Origin of the sequence: Brevundimonas vesicularis NBRC 12165, assembly GCF_001592205.1 — a bacterium.
GTDB lineage: Bacteria > Pseudomonadota > Alphaproteobacteria > Caulobacterales > Caulobacteraceae > Brevundimonas > Brevundimonas vesicularis.
In genome coordinates this window covers 104915-121507 of record NZ_BCWM01000010.1, presented here as the reverse complement: position 1 = coordinate 121507, position 16593 = coordinate 104915, and the positions used below count along the sequence as shown (strand labels likewise).

Annotated in this window: 20 protein-coding genes and 1 other annotated feature; of the genes, 6 read left to right on the top strand and 14 right to left on the bottom strand. The window is 67.7% G+C overall.

Annotated elements, in window-relative coordinates:
* Positions 1–2: 2 nt before the first annotated feature.
* Genes BVE01S_RS09860 through BVE01S_RS09850 form a run of 3 tightly spaced genes read right to left on the bottom strand, consistent with a single transcriptional unit; the run spans position 3 to position 2911 of the window.
* Positions 3–1670, bottom strand: a complete 1668-nt coding sequence (locus BVE01S_RS09860) for a putative bifunctional diguanylate cyclase/phosphodiesterase (protein ID WP_066626914.1) — start codon at positions 1668–1670, stop codon at positions 3–5.
* Positions 1671–1701: 31 nt separating this feature from the next.
* On the bottom strand, positions 1702–2280 hold the full coding sequence (locus BVE01S_RS09855; protein ID WP_066626910.1) for a GNAT family N-acetyltransferase: 579 nt from the start codon (positions 2278–2280) through the stop codon (positions 1702–1704).
* 37 nt (positions 2281–2317) lie between these two features.
* Positions 2318–2911, bottom strand: a complete 594-nt coding sequence (locus BVE01S_RS09850) for a TetR/AcrR family transcriptional regulator (RefSeq protein WP_084375371.1) — start codon at positions 2909–2911, stop codon at positions 2318–2320.
* A 47-nt stretch (positions 2912–2958) separates the two neighbouring features.
* Here BVE01S_RS09850 and BVE01S_RS09845 point away from each other — a divergent pair, with 47 nt between their 5' ends.
* From BVE01S_RS09845 to BVE01S_RS09830, 4 genes are all read left to right on the top strand, one after another.
* Positions 2959–3795: a metal-dependent hydrolase gene (locus BVE01S_RS09845; protein ID WP_066626906.1), complete on the top strand. Its 837-nt coding sequence runs from the start codon at positions 2959–2961 to the stop codon at positions 3793–3795.
* Between the two features lie 75 nt (positions 3796–3870).
* Positions 3871–5361: a DUF1800 domain-containing protein gene (locus BVE01S_RS09840; protein WP_066626902.1), complete on the top strand. Its 1491-nt coding sequence runs from the start codon at positions 3871–3873 to the stop codon at positions 5359–5361.
* Positions 5358–6539, top strand: a complete 1182-nt coding sequence (locus BVE01S_RS09835) for a DUF1501 domain-containing protein (protein WP_066626900.1) — start codon at positions 5358–5360, stop codon at positions 6537–6539. The genes BVE01S_RS09840 and BVE01S_RS09835 overlap by 4 nt, the downstream gene beginning before the upstream one ends.
* Before the next feature lie 49 nt (positions 6540–6588).
* Positions 6589–6652 (top strand) — a sequence feature (sul1 is cis-regulatory element that is thought to sense ions involved in sulfur or methionine metabolism; They are found in Alphaproteobacteria).
* A gap of 52 nt (positions 6653–6704) precedes the next feature.
* Positions 6705–8189: a SulP family inorganic anion transporter gene (locus BVE01S_RS09830; RefSeq protein ID WP_174523851.1), complete on the top strand. Its 1485-nt coding sequence runs from the start codon at positions 6705–6707 to the stop codon at positions 8187–8189.
* 4 nt (positions 8190–8193) lie between these two features.
* On the opposite strand, the gene BVE01S_RS09825 is transcribed toward BVE01S_RS09830, so the two are convergent.
* Entirely contained in the window at positions 8194–8403 is a 210-nt protein-coding gene (locus BVE01S_RS09825) for a hypothetical protein (protein WP_055753991.1), read from the bottom strand.
* 239 nt (positions 8404–8642) lie between these two features.
* On the opposite strand from BVE01S_RS09825, the gene BVE01S_RS09820 reads away from it, so the two are divergent.
* Positions 8643–8855, top strand: coding sequence for a cold-shock protein (locus BVE01S_RS09820; protein ID WP_008260410.1), 213 nt, complete (start codon positions 8643–8645; stop codon positions 8853–8855).
* A 69-nt stretch (positions 8856–8924) separates the two neighbouring features.
* Here the strand turns inward: BVE01S_RS09820 and BVE01S_RS09815 are convergent, their stop codons facing one another.
* Positions 8925–9767 carry an alpha/beta hydrolase family protein gene (locus BVE01S_RS09815; protein WP_066626898.1) on the bottom strand — a complete coding sequence of 281 codons (843 nt, stop codon included), beginning with the start codon at positions 9765–9767 and terminating at the stop codon, positions 8925–8927.
* A 139-nt stretch (positions 9768–9906) separates the two neighbouring features.
* Complete coding sequence (locus BVE01S_RS09810) at positions 9907–10461, bottom strand: NADPH-dependent FMN reductase (protein WP_066626897.1); 555 nt, start codon at positions 10459–10461, stop codon at positions 9907–9909.
* A gap of 113 nt (positions 10462–10574) precedes the next feature.
* Between BVE01S_RS09810 and BVE01S_RS09805 the strand changes: the two genes are divergently transcribed.
* On the top strand, positions 10575–10922 hold the full coding sequence (locus BVE01S_RS09805; protein ID WP_146112034.1) for a hypothetical protein: 348 nt from the start codon (positions 10575–10577) through the stop codon (positions 10920–10922).
* Between the two features lie 134 nt (positions 10923–11056).
* Here BVE01S_RS09805 and BVE01S_RS09800 read toward each other — a convergent pair whose 3' ends face one another.
* The 8 genes from BVE01S_RS09800 to cyoE form a co-directional block, all read right to left on the bottom strand.
* Positions 11057–12271, bottom strand: a complete 1215-nt coding sequence (locus tag BVE01S_RS09800) for a M16 family metallopeptidase (protein ID WP_088582685.1) — start codon at positions 12269–12271, stop codon at positions 11057–11059.
* A gap of 58 nt (positions 12272–12329) precedes the next feature.
* Positions 12330–13070, bottom strand: a complete 741-nt coding sequence (locus tag BVE01S_RS09795) for an SURF1 family protein (RefSeq protein ID WP_066627007.1) — start codon at positions 13068–13070, stop codon at positions 12330–12332.
* Positions 13067–13468 (bottom strand): DUF983 domain-containing protein, encoded by a 402-nt coding sequence (locus BVE01S_RS09790; RefSeq protein WP_066626894.1) that lies wholly within the window; start codon positions 13466–13468, stop codon positions 13067–13069. The genes BVE01S_RS09795 and BVE01S_RS09790 overlap by 4 nt, the downstream gene beginning before the upstream one ends.
* On the bottom strand, positions 13465–14373 hold the full coding sequence (locus tag BVE01S_RS09785; RefSeq protein WP_055806286.1) for a cytochrome c oxidase subunit 3: 909 nt from the start codon (positions 14371–14373) through the stop codon (positions 13465–13467). The genes BVE01S_RS09790 and BVE01S_RS09785 overlap by 4 nt, the downstream gene beginning before the upstream one ends.
* Positions 14374–14454: 81 nt before the next feature.
* Complete coding sequence (locus BVE01S_RS09780) at positions 14455–14859, bottom strand: NUDIX domain-containing protein (protein WP_088582684.1); 405 nt, start codon at positions 14857–14859, stop codon at positions 14455–14457.
* A 14-nt stretch (positions 14860–14873) separates the two neighbouring features.
* Complete coding sequence (locus BVE01S_RS09775) at positions 14874–15410, bottom strand: cytochrome c oxidase assembly protein (RefSeq protein WP_017505722.1); 537 nt, start codon at positions 15408–15410, stop codon at positions 14874–14876.
* Entirely contained in the window at positions 15407–15577 is a 171-nt protein-coding gene (locus BVE01S_RS17035) for a cytochrome c oxidase system small membrane protein (protein ID WP_017505721.1), read from the bottom strand. Before BVE01S_RS17035 ends, BVE01S_RS09775 begins: the two co-directional genes overlap by 4 nt.
* A 4-nt stretch (positions 15578–15581) precedes the next feature.
* On the bottom strand, positions 15582–16547 hold the full coding sequence (gene cyoE / locus BVE01S_RS09770; RefSeq protein WP_055806296.1) for a heme o synthase: 966 nt from the start codon (positions 16545–16547) through the stop codon (positions 15582–15584).
* Between the last annotated feature and the right edge of the window lie 46 nt (positions 16548–16593).

Here is a 16593-nt window from a genome sequence, read left to right as displayed (position 1 = left end):
CCCTAAGCCGACCGCTGCTTCAGCGGCGCGGTGCCGTCGGCCAGGCTTTCGGCCAGATAGACCTCGGCCTCCTGCGCCGGCAGGGCGGGGGCATAGCCGAAGCCCTGGCCGTAGTGGCATTGGGCGTCCAGCAGCAGGCGGGCCAGTTCGGCGTTCTCCACGCCCTCGGCGACGACTTCCAGCGACAGGTCGCGACCCAGGTTGACCACCGACTTGACGATCTTGGCCGAGCCCTCGTCCTTGTTCATCGTCAGCACGAAATATCGGTCGATCTTCAGCGTATCGAACGGAAGGCGCGCCAGATAGGACAGGGACGAGAAGCCGGTGCCGAAGTCGTCCAGCGCCAGCGAGGCCCCGACGTCCTTCAGCGACTGCAACACCTCGGCGGCGCGCGCGGTGTCGCGCATGATGTCGCCCTCGGTGACTTCCAGCTTCAGCGCGCCCTTGGGCAGGCCGGTCTCCTTGATGATGCGCGCCACGTCCTCGCACAGGTGCGGGCGCTCGATCTCGCCGACCGACAGGTTGACGCTGCAGAACAGCTTGCCGGCCAGCGGATGGCGTTCGATCCATTCGGCCAACTGCCTCGCCGACTGGGTCATCATCAGCAGACCCAGGTCGTTCATCATGCCCAGGTCGGCGGTCAGGCCCAGGAACTCGTCCGGCGGCACCAGACCCCGGCGCGGGTGACGCCAGCGCGCCAGCGCCTCGAAACCGGCGACGGCCCCCGTGTTCAGGTTCACGATCGGCTGGAAGAAGGGCACGATCTCGCCGCGCACGAAGGCGTTCCTCAGATCCGCCTCCAGCGCCAGACGGCTCAAGCTGTCGCTTTCTAGCGCCCGGCCATAGGCGGCCGATCCGCCGCGCCCGGCGCCCTTGGCCGATTCCACCGCCAGCTCGACCCGGCGCAACAGTTCGGCGGCGTCGGGCGCATCCGGCCCTCCCTCCACCATCACCGCCCCGATGGAGACGGTCGGATAGATGTCGAAGCCCGCGACCCGCAACGGCTGTTCCAGCGCGTCGCGAACGCGATAGCTGGTGTGCGAGGCGGTCTTGGGGACGATGATAGCGAACTCATCCTCGCCGATTCGCGCGGCCGAGGCGTCCTTGTTGAAGGCGGCGGCCAGACGCGAGCCGAGTGCCGACAACACCAGGTCGGTCCGCTCATGACCCAGCGCCTCGTTCAGGCGCCGCAGCCGGTCCACGTCGCCGACCACGATCTCGTATTCGCCGGGCTGGGTCAGCACCTCGCTGACGCGGGTCAAAAAGGCGCGACGATCCAGCAGGCCCGTCAGCGTATCGCGGTCCGATCCGGCGAACTTGGTCTCCAGCGCCACGACGCCGGCGGCGCGCAGGCCGTCCTCCAGCCAGACGCCGCGCCACAGACAGGTCTCGGACCCGCGCATGCGCAGACGCACGGCGATCTCGGCCCCCTCGTCCTGGGGTTTGAGCATCCGCTCGGCCAGGCTGCGATCCTGCGGCATGGCTAGGGCCACGAATCCGGCGGCCGTGCATTCCGGCGCCAACGGTCCCAGGCCCAGCGATCGCGTCGCGCCGGTGAAGCGCAGTTCGTCCGTCGCCGGGGTCCAGACCCACAGGGCTGTCTCGGCGGCGGCCAGCGCCTCGATGGCGGTCGTGGCGTCCCAGGCCAGCGATCGGGATCGTGGTGTCACGCGTCTCGCCCTTCCAGACGGCCCCCGGCCGTCAACGCTCGTCCTCGACCAGGCCGAACAACAAATGGTCTGCCCACTCGCCGTTAATTTTCAAATAAGCGCGAGCCCGACCTTCGTTGCGAAAGCCGGATTTCTCCAGCACCCGTCGCGACCCGTGATTGGTGGGCAGACAGGCCGCCTCCAGCCGGTGCAGCTTCAGCTTGTCGAACGCGTATCCGACGACGGCCCGAACGCCCGCCGTCGCCACGCCCTGACCGGAAAACGGCTGACCGATCCAATAGCCCAGCGTCCCCGTCTCGGCGACGCCGCGCCGCACGTTCGACAGGGTCACCGCCCCCGCCAGGGTCTTGCCGTCCTGCACAAAGACGAAGAAGGGCCAGGCGTTGCCCAGCTCCATCTCGCGCGCATAGATCGACAACCGGCGCCGGAAGGCCGCCTTGGTCAGGTCGTCCTCGGGCCAGGCCGGCTCCCACGGTTGCAGATAGTCGCGCGAGCCGTCGCGCAGCGTGGACCAGGCGGCGTAATCGGCGGCGCGCGGCGGCCGCAGCAGCACGCCGTCCCTCCGGACCACGGGCCCGGCCACATCGCTCATCCAGTCCAGAAGCGCCATCGATGGGAACTATAGCACCAAGATTCGGCTCTGAACCTTACGGTTCGGCCAAAAGTGTCGCGGTCAGTTTCAGCGCCAGATCGCGGCCCAGTCCCTCGGGCGCGCCCAGCATCGGCCTCAGGATGTCCCCGATCAGCCCCTCGGCGAAGGCCATATAGGCGGCCGTCACCACCAGGGCCTTGGCCCGCTCGGCCGCCTTGGGATCATCGGGCACCATGGCCGCCAGCCGTTCGGCCAGATCGCGCACCACCTCGGCGAAGCTCTCGGCGCGGCCCTGCTCGCGCGCCAGCGCCAGCCAGGCCGCCATCTGAGAGGCGCCGCCCGGTCCGAAGGCGTCGAACACGACGCTCATCAGCCGCCCCGGCTCGACGCCGTCGCGCCCTTCTCCCAGGCCGGCCTCGATCCGCTGCGCCAGATCGCGAACCATCGCATCCATCAGCGCGCCCTGAAGCCCGGCCGCCGAGCCGAAATGATGGATCAGATTGGCGTGACCCACGCCCATACGTTCGCCCACCGCCTTCAGCGTCACCGCCGCCGGCCCGCCCGACAGCAACAGGTCGCGCGCCGCCTCCAGCGCCTCTTCGCGCGCCACCGCCCCGCGTCGCCGCTTCACCGGACCATTAGTTGACATTGATGTCAGTTAACTCCATAATCCTCTCGAAATCGAGGAGCAGAACCATGGCGAAATCCGCCACCCCCGCCGACCTCCAGATCAAGCCGCGCGACCTGCATATCGACCGCGAGGCTCCGACGCCACGGTGGTGGCTGAACGGCGACCCGTTCGGCACCGCCGTGATGAACGCGCTCAGCCTGACCTTCCCCGACGGCGAGCGGTTCTTCATCCAGTCGGTCAAGCGGTTCGCCAAGGACGCGCCCCCGGCTCTGGCCGCCGACATCCGCGCCTTCACGGTCCAGGAAGGTGCCCACACCCGCGAACACATGGCCTTCAACGCCATCACCGAACGCGCCGGCTACGACACCGCCGAGATCGAGGCCTATGTCACTGCCCGTCTCGACATCGCCCGCGCCCGTCCGGCCCTGGCCCAGCTGGCGGCGACCATGGCGCTGGAGCATTTCACCGCCGCCTTCGCCCATCGGCTGCTGGCCGATCCGGAGCTGCTGAAGGGCTCGCCCCACGACCTGACCCGCCTGTGGCGCTGGCACTCCATTGAGGAGATCGAGCACAAGGGCGTGGCCTATGACGTCTTCCTGCACGCGACCCGGGACCTCAGTCCGCTGAAGCGCTGGCGCATCCGCCGCTGGGCCATGTTCCTGACGACCCTGCTGTTCACCCGCACGGTGCGCGAGACGACCTTCATGCTGCTCAAACAAGACGGCATCGTCGGCTGGCGGGCGCGTCTGGGCCTGTTCCGCTGGCTGTGGCTGAAGCCGGGTCTGTATCGCCGGATGATCGGCGACTACCTCGCCTTCTACAAACCCGATTTCCACCCGTGGCAGGTCGACGACCGCGACCTGATCGCGGACGCGGAGGCCGGCCTGGCCCAACCGGCCTGACTCTCAAATCCGACCCCGCGACGGAGTTTTCGCCCGACGGCGTTACAGTGTGCTGGGGACGGAGAGGAGAAGGCCATGGCTTCATCACCGACCGACGCCGCCGTCGCCCTGACCCGCCTGGGTCTCGGCGCACGGCCCGGCGAGATCGACCGCGTCGCCGTCGATCCGCGCGGCTGGGCCATGGGCCAGATTCGGCCCCAGGGCGCGCCCGAGCCGTCCGGCCAGTTCGCCGACACCGCCGAACGCGTCGCCCAATATATCGACTATCAGAACGACGCCGGCTTGGTCCGCCGCGACCGACGCGCCGCCGCTCCGGCGACGGCCGACGCCGCGCCCGCTCCCTCGCCAGCCATGCCGGACGCCGCCGATCCGCAAGCCGTCGCCCGGCGCGAAGCCCGCCAGGCCGCCCGCCGCGACATCACCCAGGACACGGCGCAGGAATTCCTGGCCCGCGCCCAGTTGGGCGCGACCACCGACGACGGCTTCGCCGAGCGCTGGGCCCTGTTCTGGTCGAACGCCCTGACCGTCTCGGCCGCCAAGTTCGCCAGCGGCGCCTTCGTCGGCCAGTACGAGCGCGAGGCCATCCGCCCCCACGCTTTCGGCCGGTTCGAGGATCTGGTCCTGGCCGCCGAACAGCATCCCGCCATGCTGCTCTATCTGGATCAGGCCCGCTCCGTCGGTCCCGACAGCCTGGCCGGCGCCCGCCGCAACGCCGGGCTGAACGAGAACCTGGCCCGCGAGATGATGGAGTTGCACACCGTCGGCGCCGACGGCGGCTATACGCAGGGCGACGTCACCGAACTGGCCCGAGCCCTGACCGGCTGGTCGATCCCCGCCGCGCGCGACCAGCGTCAGCCGGGTCGCCCTCAGCGAGCGCGCAGGATGGCCGCCCAGGCCGAGCCCGGTCCCGACGGCTTTGTCTTCCGCGCCAATGTCCACGAACCCGGCGCCCGCACGGTGATGGGCAAGACCTATCCCGCGGCGGGCCTGGCCCAGGGGCAGGCCATCCTGCGCGACCTCGCCCGGCATCCGGCGACGGCCAAACGTCTGTCGCGCCGTCTCGCCGCCCATTTCGTCGCCGACGATCCGCCGCCCGCCCTGGTCGCCCGACTGGAAGCGGCCTGGACCCGCTCCGGCGGCGATCTGGCCCAGGTCGCCCGCACCCTGATCGGCGCGCCCGAGACCTGGACGCCCCAGCCCGCCAAGATCAAGACGCCCTACGACTTCATCGTCTCGACCCATCGCGCGCTGGGAACCCAGCCTCAGCGGATCCAGCCGTTGCGCCAGGCCCTGCTCGACATGGGCCAGCCGCCGTTCGCGCCCGCGTCGCCCGAGGGCTGGCCCGACACGGCCGCCGACTGGGCCGGTCCCGACGCCCTGGTCAAACGGCTGAACTGGTCGCGCACCGCCGCCGATCTGGCGCAAGCGAGCGATCCAAACGCGGTCGCCGCCGCCGCCCTCGGCCCGCGCCTCGGCGAACGCACGCGGCTCGCCGTCGCCCGCGCCGAAAGCCGGCCGGAGGCCCTCACCCTTCTGTTCATGTCGCCGGAGTTCCAACGCCGATGACCGCCCTCAATATGAACCGCCGCCATCTGCTGGCCGCCGCCTCCGCCGGGGTCGGCCTGGCCTTCGCAGGACGCGTCGCCGCCCAGACCAACGGCCCAACCAACAAGCTGGTCGTCGTCATCGCGCGCGGCGCGATGGACGGGCTGTCGGTTACGGTCCCCTACGCCGATCCGAACTACGTCCCCTTGCGCGGTGGTCTGGCCATCGCCGCGCCCGGCGAGACGAACGGCGCCCTGGCCCTAAGCGAAGGCTTCGGCCTGCATCCGGCGCTGGCGGGCCTGCACGCCCTTTATGGTCAGGGTCAGATGCGGTTCGCCCCCGCCGTCGCCCTGCCCGTGCGCATCCGCTCGCATTTCGACGCCCAGGACGTGCTGGAGAACGGCGGTGAAGGTCTGCGCCAGCAATCCGACGGCTGGCTGAACCGCGCCATCGTCGCGGTCGGCGGAACGTCGCTGAAAGGCCTGTCGATCGGCGCCCAGACGCCCCTGATCCTGCGCGGCGACGCACCCGTGTCCAGCTGGGCGCCGGGCGGACAGGTGCGCGACGGCGACCGCATCGCCTCCCTGCTTCAGGACCTCTATGTCGAGGATCCGATGCTGGGCCAGAACCTGGCGCGGGGTCTGGCGACCGAGCAACTGGTGGGGATGGACGGCGGCGACCAACGCCTGCGCCGCAACGACGTCCAGGGCCTGGGCCAAGCCGTCGCCAAGCTGATGACCGGACCGGAGGGCGCCGACATCGTCGCCGTCTCGCTGGACGGCTGGGACACCCACGCGGGTCAGAGGGCGCAACTCCAGACCCGCCTGACCGGACTGGATCAACTGATCTCAGGCCTGAAGAACGGTCTCGGCGAGGCTTGGTCGCGCACCGCCGTCGTCGTCGCCACCGAGTTCGGCCGCACCGCCCGCGCCAACGGCACCCAGGGAACCGACCACGGCACCGGCTCCTCGCTTCTGCTGGCGGGCGGCGCTGTCAAGCGCGGCGGCCCCATCGGCGACTGGCCGACCCTGGCCGACAACCGCCTGTTCGAGAACCGCGACCTGGCGCCGACGCTGGATATCCGTTCGGTGTTCAAGGGCGTGTTGCGCGATCACATGGGCCTCGACCGCGCCGCCCTGGACGCCCGCGTCTTCCCCGGCAGCGCCGCCGAAGCGCCGACGATGGACGGATTGATCTAGCCGTCACGCTTGCTTTTCGCGGCGCAACATCGCATCAGGACGCCATCACCTTGGACCCGGCCCTGTTCGCAGGCGACGGGTGGCTATCCCCGCCGCCGATCCGCTGGGAAACCGAGCCGCCAGAAACCGAAGCATCGGTAAGGCTCATCCAGATGAAATCCTGAAATGTCCATTATCGCCTCCGCGCGCCAGCAATGGCTCGCCAATCCTCGCCGCGATCTTCTGGCGGGGACCGTTGTGGCCCTGGCCCTGATCCCCGAAGCCATCGCCTTTTCCATCATCGCCGGCGTCGATCCCGCCGTCGGCCTCTACGCCAGCGTGGTCATCGCCGTGACCATCGCATTCGTGGGCGGCCGGCCGGCCATGATCTCGGCCGCGACCGGCGCCATGGCCCTGCTGATGGTCACGCTCGTGCGCGACCACGGGCTGGAATATCTCTTCGCCGCCTCGCTGCTCTGCGGCGTGTTCCAGATTGTCATCGGCCTGCTGAAGCTGGGCCGCTACATCAAGTTCGTCAGCCGCAGCGTCATGACCGGCTTCGTCAACTCGCTGGCGATCCTGATCTTCTTGGCCCAGATGCCTGAGCTGATCGGCCAGGGCTGGATCACCTACGCCCTTGTCGCGGCGGCCCTGGTCGTCATCTACGGCTTTCCGCGCCTCACCAAGGCCGTGCCCTCGCCCCTGGTCGCCATCGTCGCCATCAGCGCCCTGGTGATCGTGCTGAAGCTGGATGTGCGCACCGTCGGCGACATGGGCCAGATGCCGACCAGCCTGCCGATGTTCCATCTGCCCGCCGTCCCCCTGACGTGGGAGACGCTGGTCATCATCGCCCCGATTTCGGCGACCCTGGCCTTCGTCGGCCTGCTGGAAAGCCTGCTGACCGCGAACCTGATCGACGACATCACCGACACCCCTTCGGACAAGGATCGCGAGACGCGCGGCCAAGGGATCGCCAACATCCTGTCGCCCCTGTTCGGCGGCATGGCGGGCTGCGCCATGATCGGTCAGTCGATGATTAACGTCACCTCCGGCGCACGCGGGCGTCTGTCCACATTGTGGGCCGGCCTGTTCCTGCTGTTTTTGATGCTGGCGCTTCAGACCTGGGTCGCCCGGATCCCGATGGCCGCCCTGGTCGCCGTCATGATCATGGTCTCGATCGGCACCTTCGACTGGTCCTCGGTGATGAAGCTGCGCTCCACTCCGCTTCAGTCGTCCATCGTCATGATCGCCACGACCGTGACCGTCGTCGCCACCCACGACCTGTCCAAGGGCGTCATCCTGGGCGTGCTGCTGTCGGCGATCTTCTTCATGCGCAAGGTCGGCAAGACCATCGCCGTGACCGAGGTTTCGACGCCGGAACCGGGCGTCCTGCGCTACCGCGTCTCAGGCCAGCTGTTCTTCGCCTCGGCCGATCTGTTCGCCGCCAGCTTTGAGCATCACGGCCAACCCACGCGCGTCGAGATCGATCTCAGCGACGCCCATCTGTGGGATCTGACCGGCGTCGCCGCCGTGGACAAGGTCGTCTTCCGCTACCGCCGTCAGGGCGCGGACGTGCAGGTCTTGGGCATGAACGACGCCGCCCGCACCCTGGTCACGCGGGTGGGGCGGTTCGAGAAGATGCATCTGCCGGACGGCGCCGGCGCGCATTGAGCCGTCAGGCGGCGTTGGAGGTCGGTTCGAGGTCGGGCTTGGGCATCTTGCAGATGCGGTTCAGGTCGGCCCGGATCGAGCTGCCCTGGAAGTGCGAGATTTCGGCGCCCGAATAGCCCTCGCCCGACAGCGCCTTGACGACGTCGCCGGTGTTCAGACAATCGTTGGTCCGAGCGAGCTGGTAGGCGCGCTCCACGACGTGGGTGCGGTTCATGTTGGAAGCCTTTCGTGCCTTCGAACAACGTGCGCCAAGCTAAACCGTTCCCATTATTGGATTTTCGTCCCGCCCGGCCCGCGCTTGCATCTGTCATGAATATCTGCGCACATAGAGCTCGTCGATCTCTCTGCGTAACGCCCACTCTCTCTGCGAACGCACGAGTCAAGGCCGCTCCCATTCAGACCCGACAGGCCGCAGGGACGTTCCCTCGGTCAATTTCTAACGGAGGTCTCAAAATGGCTACCGGCACTGTCAAATGGTTCAACCCGACCAAGGGTTACGGCTTCATCCAACCCGACGACGGCGGCAAGGACGTCTTCGTCCACATCTCGGCCGTCGAAGGCGCTGGCCTGCGCGGCCTGGATGAAAACCAGAAGGTTTCCTACGAGCTGGAACGCGACAAGCGTTCGGGCAAGGAATCGGCTGGCCAGCTGCAAACCATCGGCTGATTTCAGCGTCACAGCTGAACTGGCGACGGCGGCTCCTCACGGAGCCGCCGTTTTCAATTGGGGCTCAGCCTATCGCCCGAAGCAGGTCCGCTCGATGAAGCCCTGCGCGGCGGCCGAGGCTTCTGAGGGATTGTGCCCGCCGTCGAACTCCAGAGCCGCGAACGGCGCCTTGGCCACGCGCAGGGCCTCGACCAGCGGCGCATAGTGGTCTGCGAACGGCGCGGCCGGATCCTTGCGGCCGCCCGCGACGAAGATCGGCCGGTCCGCCAGCTCGGGCGCGCGTTGGGCCAGACCGGACATGGCGGCGTCGCGCGTGATGGCGTTCATGAAGCCGTCCACGCCTTCGGGGCCGAAACGGGTCGTCTCGGGTTCTGCGGCGAAACTGTCCAGATCCGTCTTCCAGGCCGCACGATAGTCCGCGTCCGTGCCCCAGCGTGCGCCGATAACGCCCATGTCGGCCGGAACCAGAGCGACGGCGCAGCGCACGCCGTGATCCGCCGCCGCCGTCTGCAACGCCACCCAGCCGCCATAGCTGACGCCGATCACGCCGATCTTCGAGGCGTCCGCTCCGCTGGCCGCATCAGTCTTCAGCCAAGCCACGGCCGCCGCCCCATCCTCGCGCGAGTGCTGCAGGCTGATCGTCCCGCCGGACGTTCCCGTGCCGCGATACTGCGGCAGCAGCACGCTATAGCCGGCCTTCTGAAGATCCAGTGCGATGCGCGGGATGTTGGGCCCGGCGGGTAAACCGTTGAACAGGACGACGGCTGGACGCGCGCCTTCTCCGACGCCTTGCAGCAGCCGCGCCGACATCGTCGCATCGCCCGACGGAATGGACACCTCGCGAGGCGCTTCCTGCGCGACGGCCAGACCCGGCAGCAGCGCGGCGCCCAGCGCGATCATCAAAGCCTTCATGTCATTTCGTCCCGTGTTCGGCCTCATTTCGCGGATGCGAAGCGCAAGCCGTCACGGCTCTAGTGACATGTCCCGTTCAACGGCACAGCTTACCGTTACCTCATGACAGGGATTTCATGGATCGGTTGAGGCGGCGGCCTCACGCCTTCGTCTTGTCGATCCAGGCGGCGAAGGCGTCGGTGAAGCTTTTCAGGAAGGTCTTGGTGTCGTCCTTCTTCAGCTTGCCGTTCTCGTCCAGCAGGTTGGCGACGTTGCCGATATAGGCCTCGGGCTGCTGCATCGTCGGCATGTTCAGGAACACCAGCGGCTGGCGCAGGTGGTGGTTGGCGCCGAAGGCCGCGACGGCGCCGGGCGAGACGCTGACGATGGCGGCGGGCTTGCCCTGCCAGACGCTGTGGCCATAGGGGCGCGAGCCGACGTCCAGCGCGTTCTTCAGCGCGCCGGGGATGGAGCGATTGTATTCGGGCGTGACGAACAGCACCGCTTCGGTCGTCGCCACCTCTTCGCGGAACCGCTCCCAGGCGGGCGGCGGGTTGTCGGTTTCCAGATCGGGGTCATAGAGCGGCAGATCGCCGATCTCGACCGGCTCGATCTCCAGCCCCGGCTCAGCCAGCGCCTTCAGCTCCATGCCGATGGCGCGCGAATAGGAGCCTTTGCGCAGGCTGCCGACGATCAGGGCGACGCGGACGGTCATGGAAGTCTCCGGGCTGGACGGGTTCAAGCGTCAGCATAACCGATCCCGGCGGTAGGATGTTCCGGTGGAAAACGGACATTGCGTGCCGGGTATGGCAGCGCGACGATGGCGCCATGAGCACGAGCATTGACGGTTGGGCAGGGGTAAAACGGGCTGTTGCTGAGGTGGTAGCTGCCCGTCCTGACGAGTATGAGGCATCGGTCATCCAGAACTTGGACGATCTTCTGGCCTACATTCAGAAGTCCAAACGACCTGCTCCCTCCATACTGCCGGGCTATTGGCCGACCTTCCTTGTGGAGTGGGAGGCTGAAGAAGCGAAGAACCTACAGATCGAAGTCTTCGACGACCGCTACGAGGTTTCCCGGTTCTTCAATGGCAGGACCGACGTTTGGTATGAGCCCCATGTGCACGGAGACACCTTCTCCGACCAGTTCATCGCCGAGCTACCAAACGCTGTGTGAACGCCCGCGATGGGTCGTGAAGAGACGTTTGCCTCAACCCTGATCCGGACATTCAGACGGCCGCCGCTGGGATAGTCTGTCCCGCTGGATCTCCGCGCAAGAGCGACCGAACCGAGAGAACAAGAGCCGAAAACCTAGCCTGCAGACAGGGCCGCAGCGAACGCTTCGCCTGCCGGTGCGGCCGACTTCGGGCCCAAGACGGCGCTGGCCGCCTGGCCAGAGGCCAGCACCCGGCCGCCGACCGCGCGCACGTTCTCAATCGTCTGGGCTTCCAGCTGTTCGGTCATCGACAGGCTGGAGCGTGGGGCGCCGAAGATCAGGGTCTGGGCGGCGTTGCGTCCCGCCCGGCTCATCGGGTTTTCGTCCGACATCCACAGGCCGGCCTTCATCACCGCCTTGGCCCGCGACAGCTCCTTTTCGGTCGGCCCGACCTCGGCCAGGGCCCGCACCTCGGCCGCCGAGACCTCGGCCAGTTCTTTCGCCCGATCCGCCGCCGCCCCGGCGTAGATGCCCAGCACGCCCGCATCTTCGTACGGCTCCTGATAGGCGTCGATGGCGTAGGCCAGGCCTCGCTCCTCGCGCGCGCTCTGGAACAGGCGCGAGGCCATGCCGCCGCCCAGGATCTCGCCGAACAGCCGCATGGCCGAAAGCGCCGGATCGGTCGCGGACAGGGCGGGCAGCTGGAACACCAGATTGGCCTGTTCGATCTTGCGCGTCAGCTTGGCATGGCCGCCGACGAAGGCGGCCGGTGCGGGCGCGTCAGCCGGCGTCGCCACGGCATCGCCGAACCAGCGCTCGGCCAGGGCCAGCAGTTCGGTCTCGTCCACTGCGCCTGAGACCGACACCACCATCCGGTCGGGCGAATACAGCCGCGCACGCCACGCCTCGACCGACGCCTTGTCGGCCGGCTTCAGACTGGCGACCGAGCCCAGGATCGGCCGGCCCAGCGGTTGTTTGGCGAAGGCGCGCGTCTGGACCATCTCGAACACATGGTCGTCAGGCGTGTCGAAGGCCTCGGCGATCTCCTGGGCGACCACGTCCTTCTCGCGCTCGATCTCGGCCGGGTCCAGCGTGGGGCGGAACACCAGGTCCGACAGCACCTGCATGGCCAGCGGCAGGGAGCCGTCCAGCCCCCGCACCTCGAAACTGGTCCGCTCGTATCCGGTGGAGGCGTTGATCGTGCCGCCCTCGGCCTCGATCCGCTCGACGATCTCGCGCGCGGCCATGTCGCCCGCGCCCTTGAACACCAGATGCTCCAACAGGTGCGACCAGCCGGACCGATCCAGCGGCTCCCACCGCGCCCCGCCCTTGACGGTGACGACGACGGCCAGGGTCTTCAGCCCCGGCATCGGATCGCAGATGACGCGAACGCCGTTGGACAGGGTGTGAAGCGTAGCGGTCAGGACTTTAGTCTTTCCTATCGCCGCGCACGCGGTGCGCGGCTGCTTGAGGACCGTCTTTCTTGATGCGACGGCGAAGCAGGGCCACATAGAAACCCGCAAGCGCGATCGCCAGTCCGAACCACGTCAGGGCGTATCCGAAATGGTTGTTGGAAAAGGCCGCGGGCGGCGCAGAGGGCCTTAGCGCCGGGAACTCGGGATTGACGGCGGTGATGGCGAACACGGCCTCGGGTCGCACCGGCCCGGAGACGTTCAGCGCCCTGGCCATCGCCGCCGTGTCGCGGGCGTAGAAGCGGCCGTCGCGGGGCGCCGGGCTCATGGCGCCGGGCTTGTCGAAGGTGCGGAACTCTCCGACCATCACGAGCGGCAGGGTGGTTTCGAGCACGCGCGGACGCGCCGTCACGCCGTCGCCGACAAAGCCACGATCGACCAGCAGGGTGAAATCCGCCCCCGCCGGCTTGCACGCCGAGATCAGCCGCACCCCGGCCTCGCCGTCATGGATGCTCTGAAGCTCGACGAAGGGTGCGCTGGCCAGGCCCGGACAGACGATTAGCGCCTTCCTGAACTCCAGATCACCTTCGGCCAGCACCTGCTCCAGCGGCGCGGGCGGTTTCGCCGCCGCCGCATCGGCCGCCGCGATCAGCCCTTCCTTCCACTTCAGCCGCTCGACCTGCCACACGCCCAACCCGATCAGCAGGATCAGGCCCAGCACCGTCAGCACGGTCAGGATCCAGGGGAAACGCTTCATCGCTGGTTCCGATATTGCAGCCCGATCATCAGTCCCCGCCCCGGCCGCATCAGGGCCAGCGACAGGGCGACCACCAACGGCAGCCAGACGATCAGATGCAGCCACATGGGCGGATGGTATTTGATTTCGACGAACAGGGCCGAGAAGCCGACGATGAAGCCGGCGATCTGCATGATAAAGCTGGCGGGGCCGTCGCCCGTCTGGATGGTGGAATAGTCCAGACCGCAGGCCGTGCAGCCGGGCGCCACCTTCAGAAAGCCTGCGAACAACGCGCCCTGGCCGCACCGGGGACAACGCCCCCGCAGCGCCCAGCGAACCGGCGTATCGGAAACGACGACGGCGCGGGACGATTCCTCGTCCCGCGCCGCTGCGATGTCTTCAGGGCCGTCTTGGTTCAACCGAAGACGACATAGACGAAGGCGAACAGGAACAGCCAGACCACGTCCACGAAGTGCCAGTACCAGGCCGCCGCCTCGAAGCCGAAATGCTTCTGCGGGGTGAAGTCGCCCTTCAGCAGGCGGATCAGGCAGACCGCCAGGAAGATGGTGCCGATCAGGACGTGGAAGCCGTGGAAGCCCGTCGCCATGAAGAAGATCGAGCCATACAGGCCCGAGTTCACGGCCTCTTCGTTGAAGAACAGCTTCTCGTGCAGGATGTGGTTGTACTCATAGGCCTGGACGCAGGTGAACAGCACGCCCAGCGCCACGGTGATGATCAGGGCGATCTTGGCACCCTTGCGGTCGCCGACCTGGATCGCATGGTGAGCCCAGGTGACGGTGCAGCCCGAGAGCAGCAGGGTCACGGTGTTCAGCAGCGGCAGCTGCCACGGCGACAGGACCTCGACGCCCTTCGGCGGCCAGGTCGACCAGGCCTTGGCGGTATCGGCCCAGGTGCCGACTTCTGGCGTAAGCGCCCGCGACTCATGGAACAGGGCCATGTCGAAGAACATCCAGAAGAAGGCGACGAAGAACATCACCTCCGACGCGATGAACAGGATCATGCCGTAGCGCAGGCCCAGCGACACGACCGGCGTATGGTCGCCCGCCTTGGATTCCTTGATGACGTCCGCCCACCAGCAGAAGGCCGAGATCAGCACGCCGGCCAGACCGGCGAAGAAGACGCCAGGCTTGCCTTCGGCCAGGAAGTTGGCGGCGATCGGGCCGCCGTCCGCCGGGGCCAGGCCCTTCATCCAGATCACCGCGCCGATGAACATGATGGTCGCAGCGACCGAGGACACCAGCGGCCAGGGGCTGGGCGCCACCAGGTGGTAGTCGTGCTGCGGAGTGGCGTGGGCGTCAGCCATGAATCGCGTCTCTTCGTCGGCCAGAGTCGGTTGTTATAGCGGCTATAGCGTTCGATTTTCCCCGACGCCAGAGCCGTGCCGCTATTCCGCCTTGTTCAAGGCTCTGAACGCCTTGGCCGAAAAGGCCGACAGCGGCTGGGGAAGGTCGTCCAGCGCGAACCAGCCGATCTCCGACAGCTTGTCCGGCTCGGTCAGAGACGGCTCGCCGGTGAAGTCGCGGGTGACATAGATCAGCGACACCCAGTGCTGGCCGTCGGCGAGAATGATCTCTTCGGCCAGGCACAGGAAATCGACCGCGCCGATCTTCAGCCCGCTCTCCTCCTCGGCCTCGCGCCGCGCGGCGTCGATGGAGCGCTCCATCAGGTCGACCTTGCCGCCGACGATGTTCCAGAACCCGGCCTCGGGCGCCTTCAGCCGTTTGCACAGCAAGACCCGCCCGTCGGCGCGCTGGATCACCAGGCCGCAGCCGACGCCGGGAAAGTCCACGCCCGGCTTCGAAGTCACGCCTTGGGCGCGTCCACGGAGGGGTAGAAGGTGTAGCTCAGGGTGATGTCGCGCGCGCCCTTGGCCTCACGGTCCGTGGCCAGTTCCGGGGCGATGAAATACTGGACCGGGAACTGGCGCGTCTCGCCCGCCGCCAGCGTCTGGTCGGTGAAGCAGAAACATTGCAGCTTCTGGAAATACGGCCCCGTCTGCTCGGGCGAGACATTGTAGCTGGCGCGCACCTGGATCGGCTTGTCCGAGGTGTTGGTCACGTCGAAATAGGCCAGGCCCGTCTCGCCGATCCGCACCCGCTGGGTCGACTGCTCGGCGCGGAAGGTCATCGGCACGCCGCGCACATTGGTGTCGAACCGCACCATCACCGTCTCGTCCAGCACGGTGTCGGAGGCCTTATCGGCCTTCATCGTGGTGCCACCGAAACCCGTGACCTGACAGAACATCCGATAGAGCGGCACCGCCGCGAACGCCGCCCCGGTCATGCCCATCACGCCGAAGACGCAGATGATGGCGATCAGATTCTTGCGGCCCGCCTTCATGGTTGGGACGTCTCCACCGCCGTCGCCAGCGCGCGCTCGGCCGCCTGGTTCTGTTGCAGGCGCAGCACCGTGGTGGCGAACACCAGCACGATGAAGGCCACCAGCGCCGAGGCGATCCAGACATTGCGACGCTTGCGCGCGCGAAGTTCCTCAGGCGTCAGACGCATGGTTTTACGCTCCCAGACCGGACAGGGCCTCGACCAGCAGCGCCGAGAACAGCGCCATCAGATAGAGGATGGAAAAGGCGAACAGGTCCCGCGCCGGTTTGGCCTGGACCTTGACGTCATACAATGCGGCCTCGCGTCCCACGGCCTCGGCCTTGTCCGGCTCGTCGCCCGCGCGCGAGCGATAAAGGCGCACCGCCAGACCCAGAAAGCCCAGGCCGCCCGCGACCGACACGACCAGATAGATGATCCCGCCCAGGCCCGCGAAGGCCGGGGCGATGGCGACCGGCACGAAGACCAGGGTGTAGAGCAGGATCTGCAACCGCGTGGACTTGGCGCCCTTGGCCACCGGCATCATCGGAATGCCCGCCTTGGCGTAGTCGCCGGCCGAATACAGCGCCAGCGCCCAGCTGTGCGGCGGGGTCCACAGGAAGATGATGAGAAACAGCAGCCACGCCTGCCACGGCGCATGGCCCGTCGCCGCCGCCCAGCCGATCACGGGCGGAAAGGCGCCCGCCGCGCCGCCGATGACGATGTTCTGGGGCGTCCGCCGCTTCAGCAGCAGGGTGTAGAAGCCGGCGTAATAGACGATGGTCATGGCCAGCAGGCCGGCCGCCAGCCAGTTGGTGTTCATCCCCAGCAGCATGACCGAAAACAGGCTCAGGATGACGCCGAACGCCATGGCGTCGTTCTTGCGCACACGTCCTGCCGCCACCGGCCGGCCGCGCGTGCGCCGCATCAGGGCGTCGGTCTCGCCTTCCAGCGCCATGTTCAGCGCCCCGGCCGCCCCCGCCCCCACGGCGATGCACAGGATGGCGATGGCCGCGACCAGCGGATTGACCGATCCGGGCGCGACGATCAGCCCGGTCGCAGCGGTGAACACCACCAGCGACATCACGCGCGGCTTCAGCAGCTGGAAGAAATCCTCCGGCTGGGCGGTCGAGAGAACGGGTCGGGTCTGAACTTCGGTCATCTGTGAGGGCCGCATAGCATACCCAAATGAAGAAGGCCGCCCCTTC

Excerpts from the sequence above, each read along its gene's own strand:
- BVE01S_RS09835 (WP_066626900.1), top strand. The coding sequence starts at position 5,358 with ATGACCGCCCTCAATATGAACCGCCGCCATCTGCTGGCCGCCGCCTCC.
- BVE01S_RS09795 (WP_066627007.1), bottom strand. The coding sequence starts at position 13,070 with ATGAAGCGTTTCCCCTGGATCCTGACCGTGCTGACGGTGCTGGGCCTG.
- BVE01S_RS09800 (WP_088582685.1), bottom strand. The coding sequence starts at position 12,271 with ATGCCGGGGCTGAAGACCCTGGCCGTCGTCGTCACCGTCAAGGGCGGG.
- BVE01S_RS09775 (WP_017505722.1), bottom strand. The coding sequence starts at position 15,410 with ATGAAGGCGGGCCGCAAGAATCTGATCGCCATCATCTGCGTCTTCGGC.
- cyoE (WP_055806296.1), bottom strand. The coding sequence starts at position 16,547 with ATGACCGAAGTTCAGACCCGACCCGTTCTCTCGACCGCCCAGCCGGAG.
- BVE01S_RS09845 (WP_066626906.1), top strand. The coding sequence starts at position 2,959 with ATGGCGAAATCCGCCACCCCCGCCGACCTCCAGATCAAGCCGCGCGAC.
- BVE01S_RS09855 (WP_066626910.1), bottom strand. The coding sequence starts at position 2,280 with ATGGCGCTTCTGGACTGGATGAGCGATGTGGCCGGGCCCGTGGTCCGG.
- BVE01S_RS09825 (WP_055753991.1), bottom strand. The coding sequence starts at position 8,403 with ATGAACCGCACCCACGTCGTGGAGCGCGCCTACCAGCTCGCTCGGACC.
- BVE01S_RS09840 (WP_066626902.1), top strand. The coding sequence starts at position 3,871 with ATGGCTTCATCACCGACCGACGCCGCCGTCGCCCTGACCCGCCTGGGT.
- BVE01S_RS17035 (WP_017505721.1), bottom strand. The coding sequence starts at position 15,577 with ATGCGTCTGACGCCTGAGGAACTTCGCGCGCGCAAGCGTCGCAATGTC.
- BVE01S_RS09820 (WP_008260410.1), top strand. The coding sequence starts at position 8,643 with ATGGCTACCGGCACTGTCAAATGGTTCAACCCGACCAAGGGTTACGGC.
- BVE01S_RS09815 (WP_066626898.1), bottom strand. The coding sequence starts at position 9,767 with ATGAAGGCTTTGATGATCGCGCTGGGCGCCGCGCTGCTGCCGGGTCTG.
- BVE01S_RS09805 (WP_146112034.1), top strand. The coding sequence starts at position 10,575 with ATGAGCACGAGCATTGACGGTTGGGCAGGGGTAAAACGGGCTGTTGCT.
- BVE01S_RS09810 (WP_066626897.1), bottom strand. The coding sequence starts at position 10,461 with ATGACCGTCCGCGTCGCCCTGATCGTCGGCAGCCTGCGCAAAGGCTCC.
- BVE01S_RS09785 (WP_055806286.1), bottom strand. The coding sequence starts at position 14,373 with ATGGCTGACGCCCACGCCACTCCGCAGCACGACTACCACCTGGTGGCG.
- BVE01S_RS09850 (WP_084375371.1), bottom strand. The coding sequence starts at position 2,911 with ATGTCAACTAATGGTCCGGTGAAGCGGCGACGCGGGGCGGTGGCGCGC.
- BVE01S_RS09830 (WP_174523851.1), top strand. The coding sequence starts at position 6,705 with ATGTCCATTATCGCCTCCGCGCGCCAGCAATGGCTCGCCAATCCTCGC.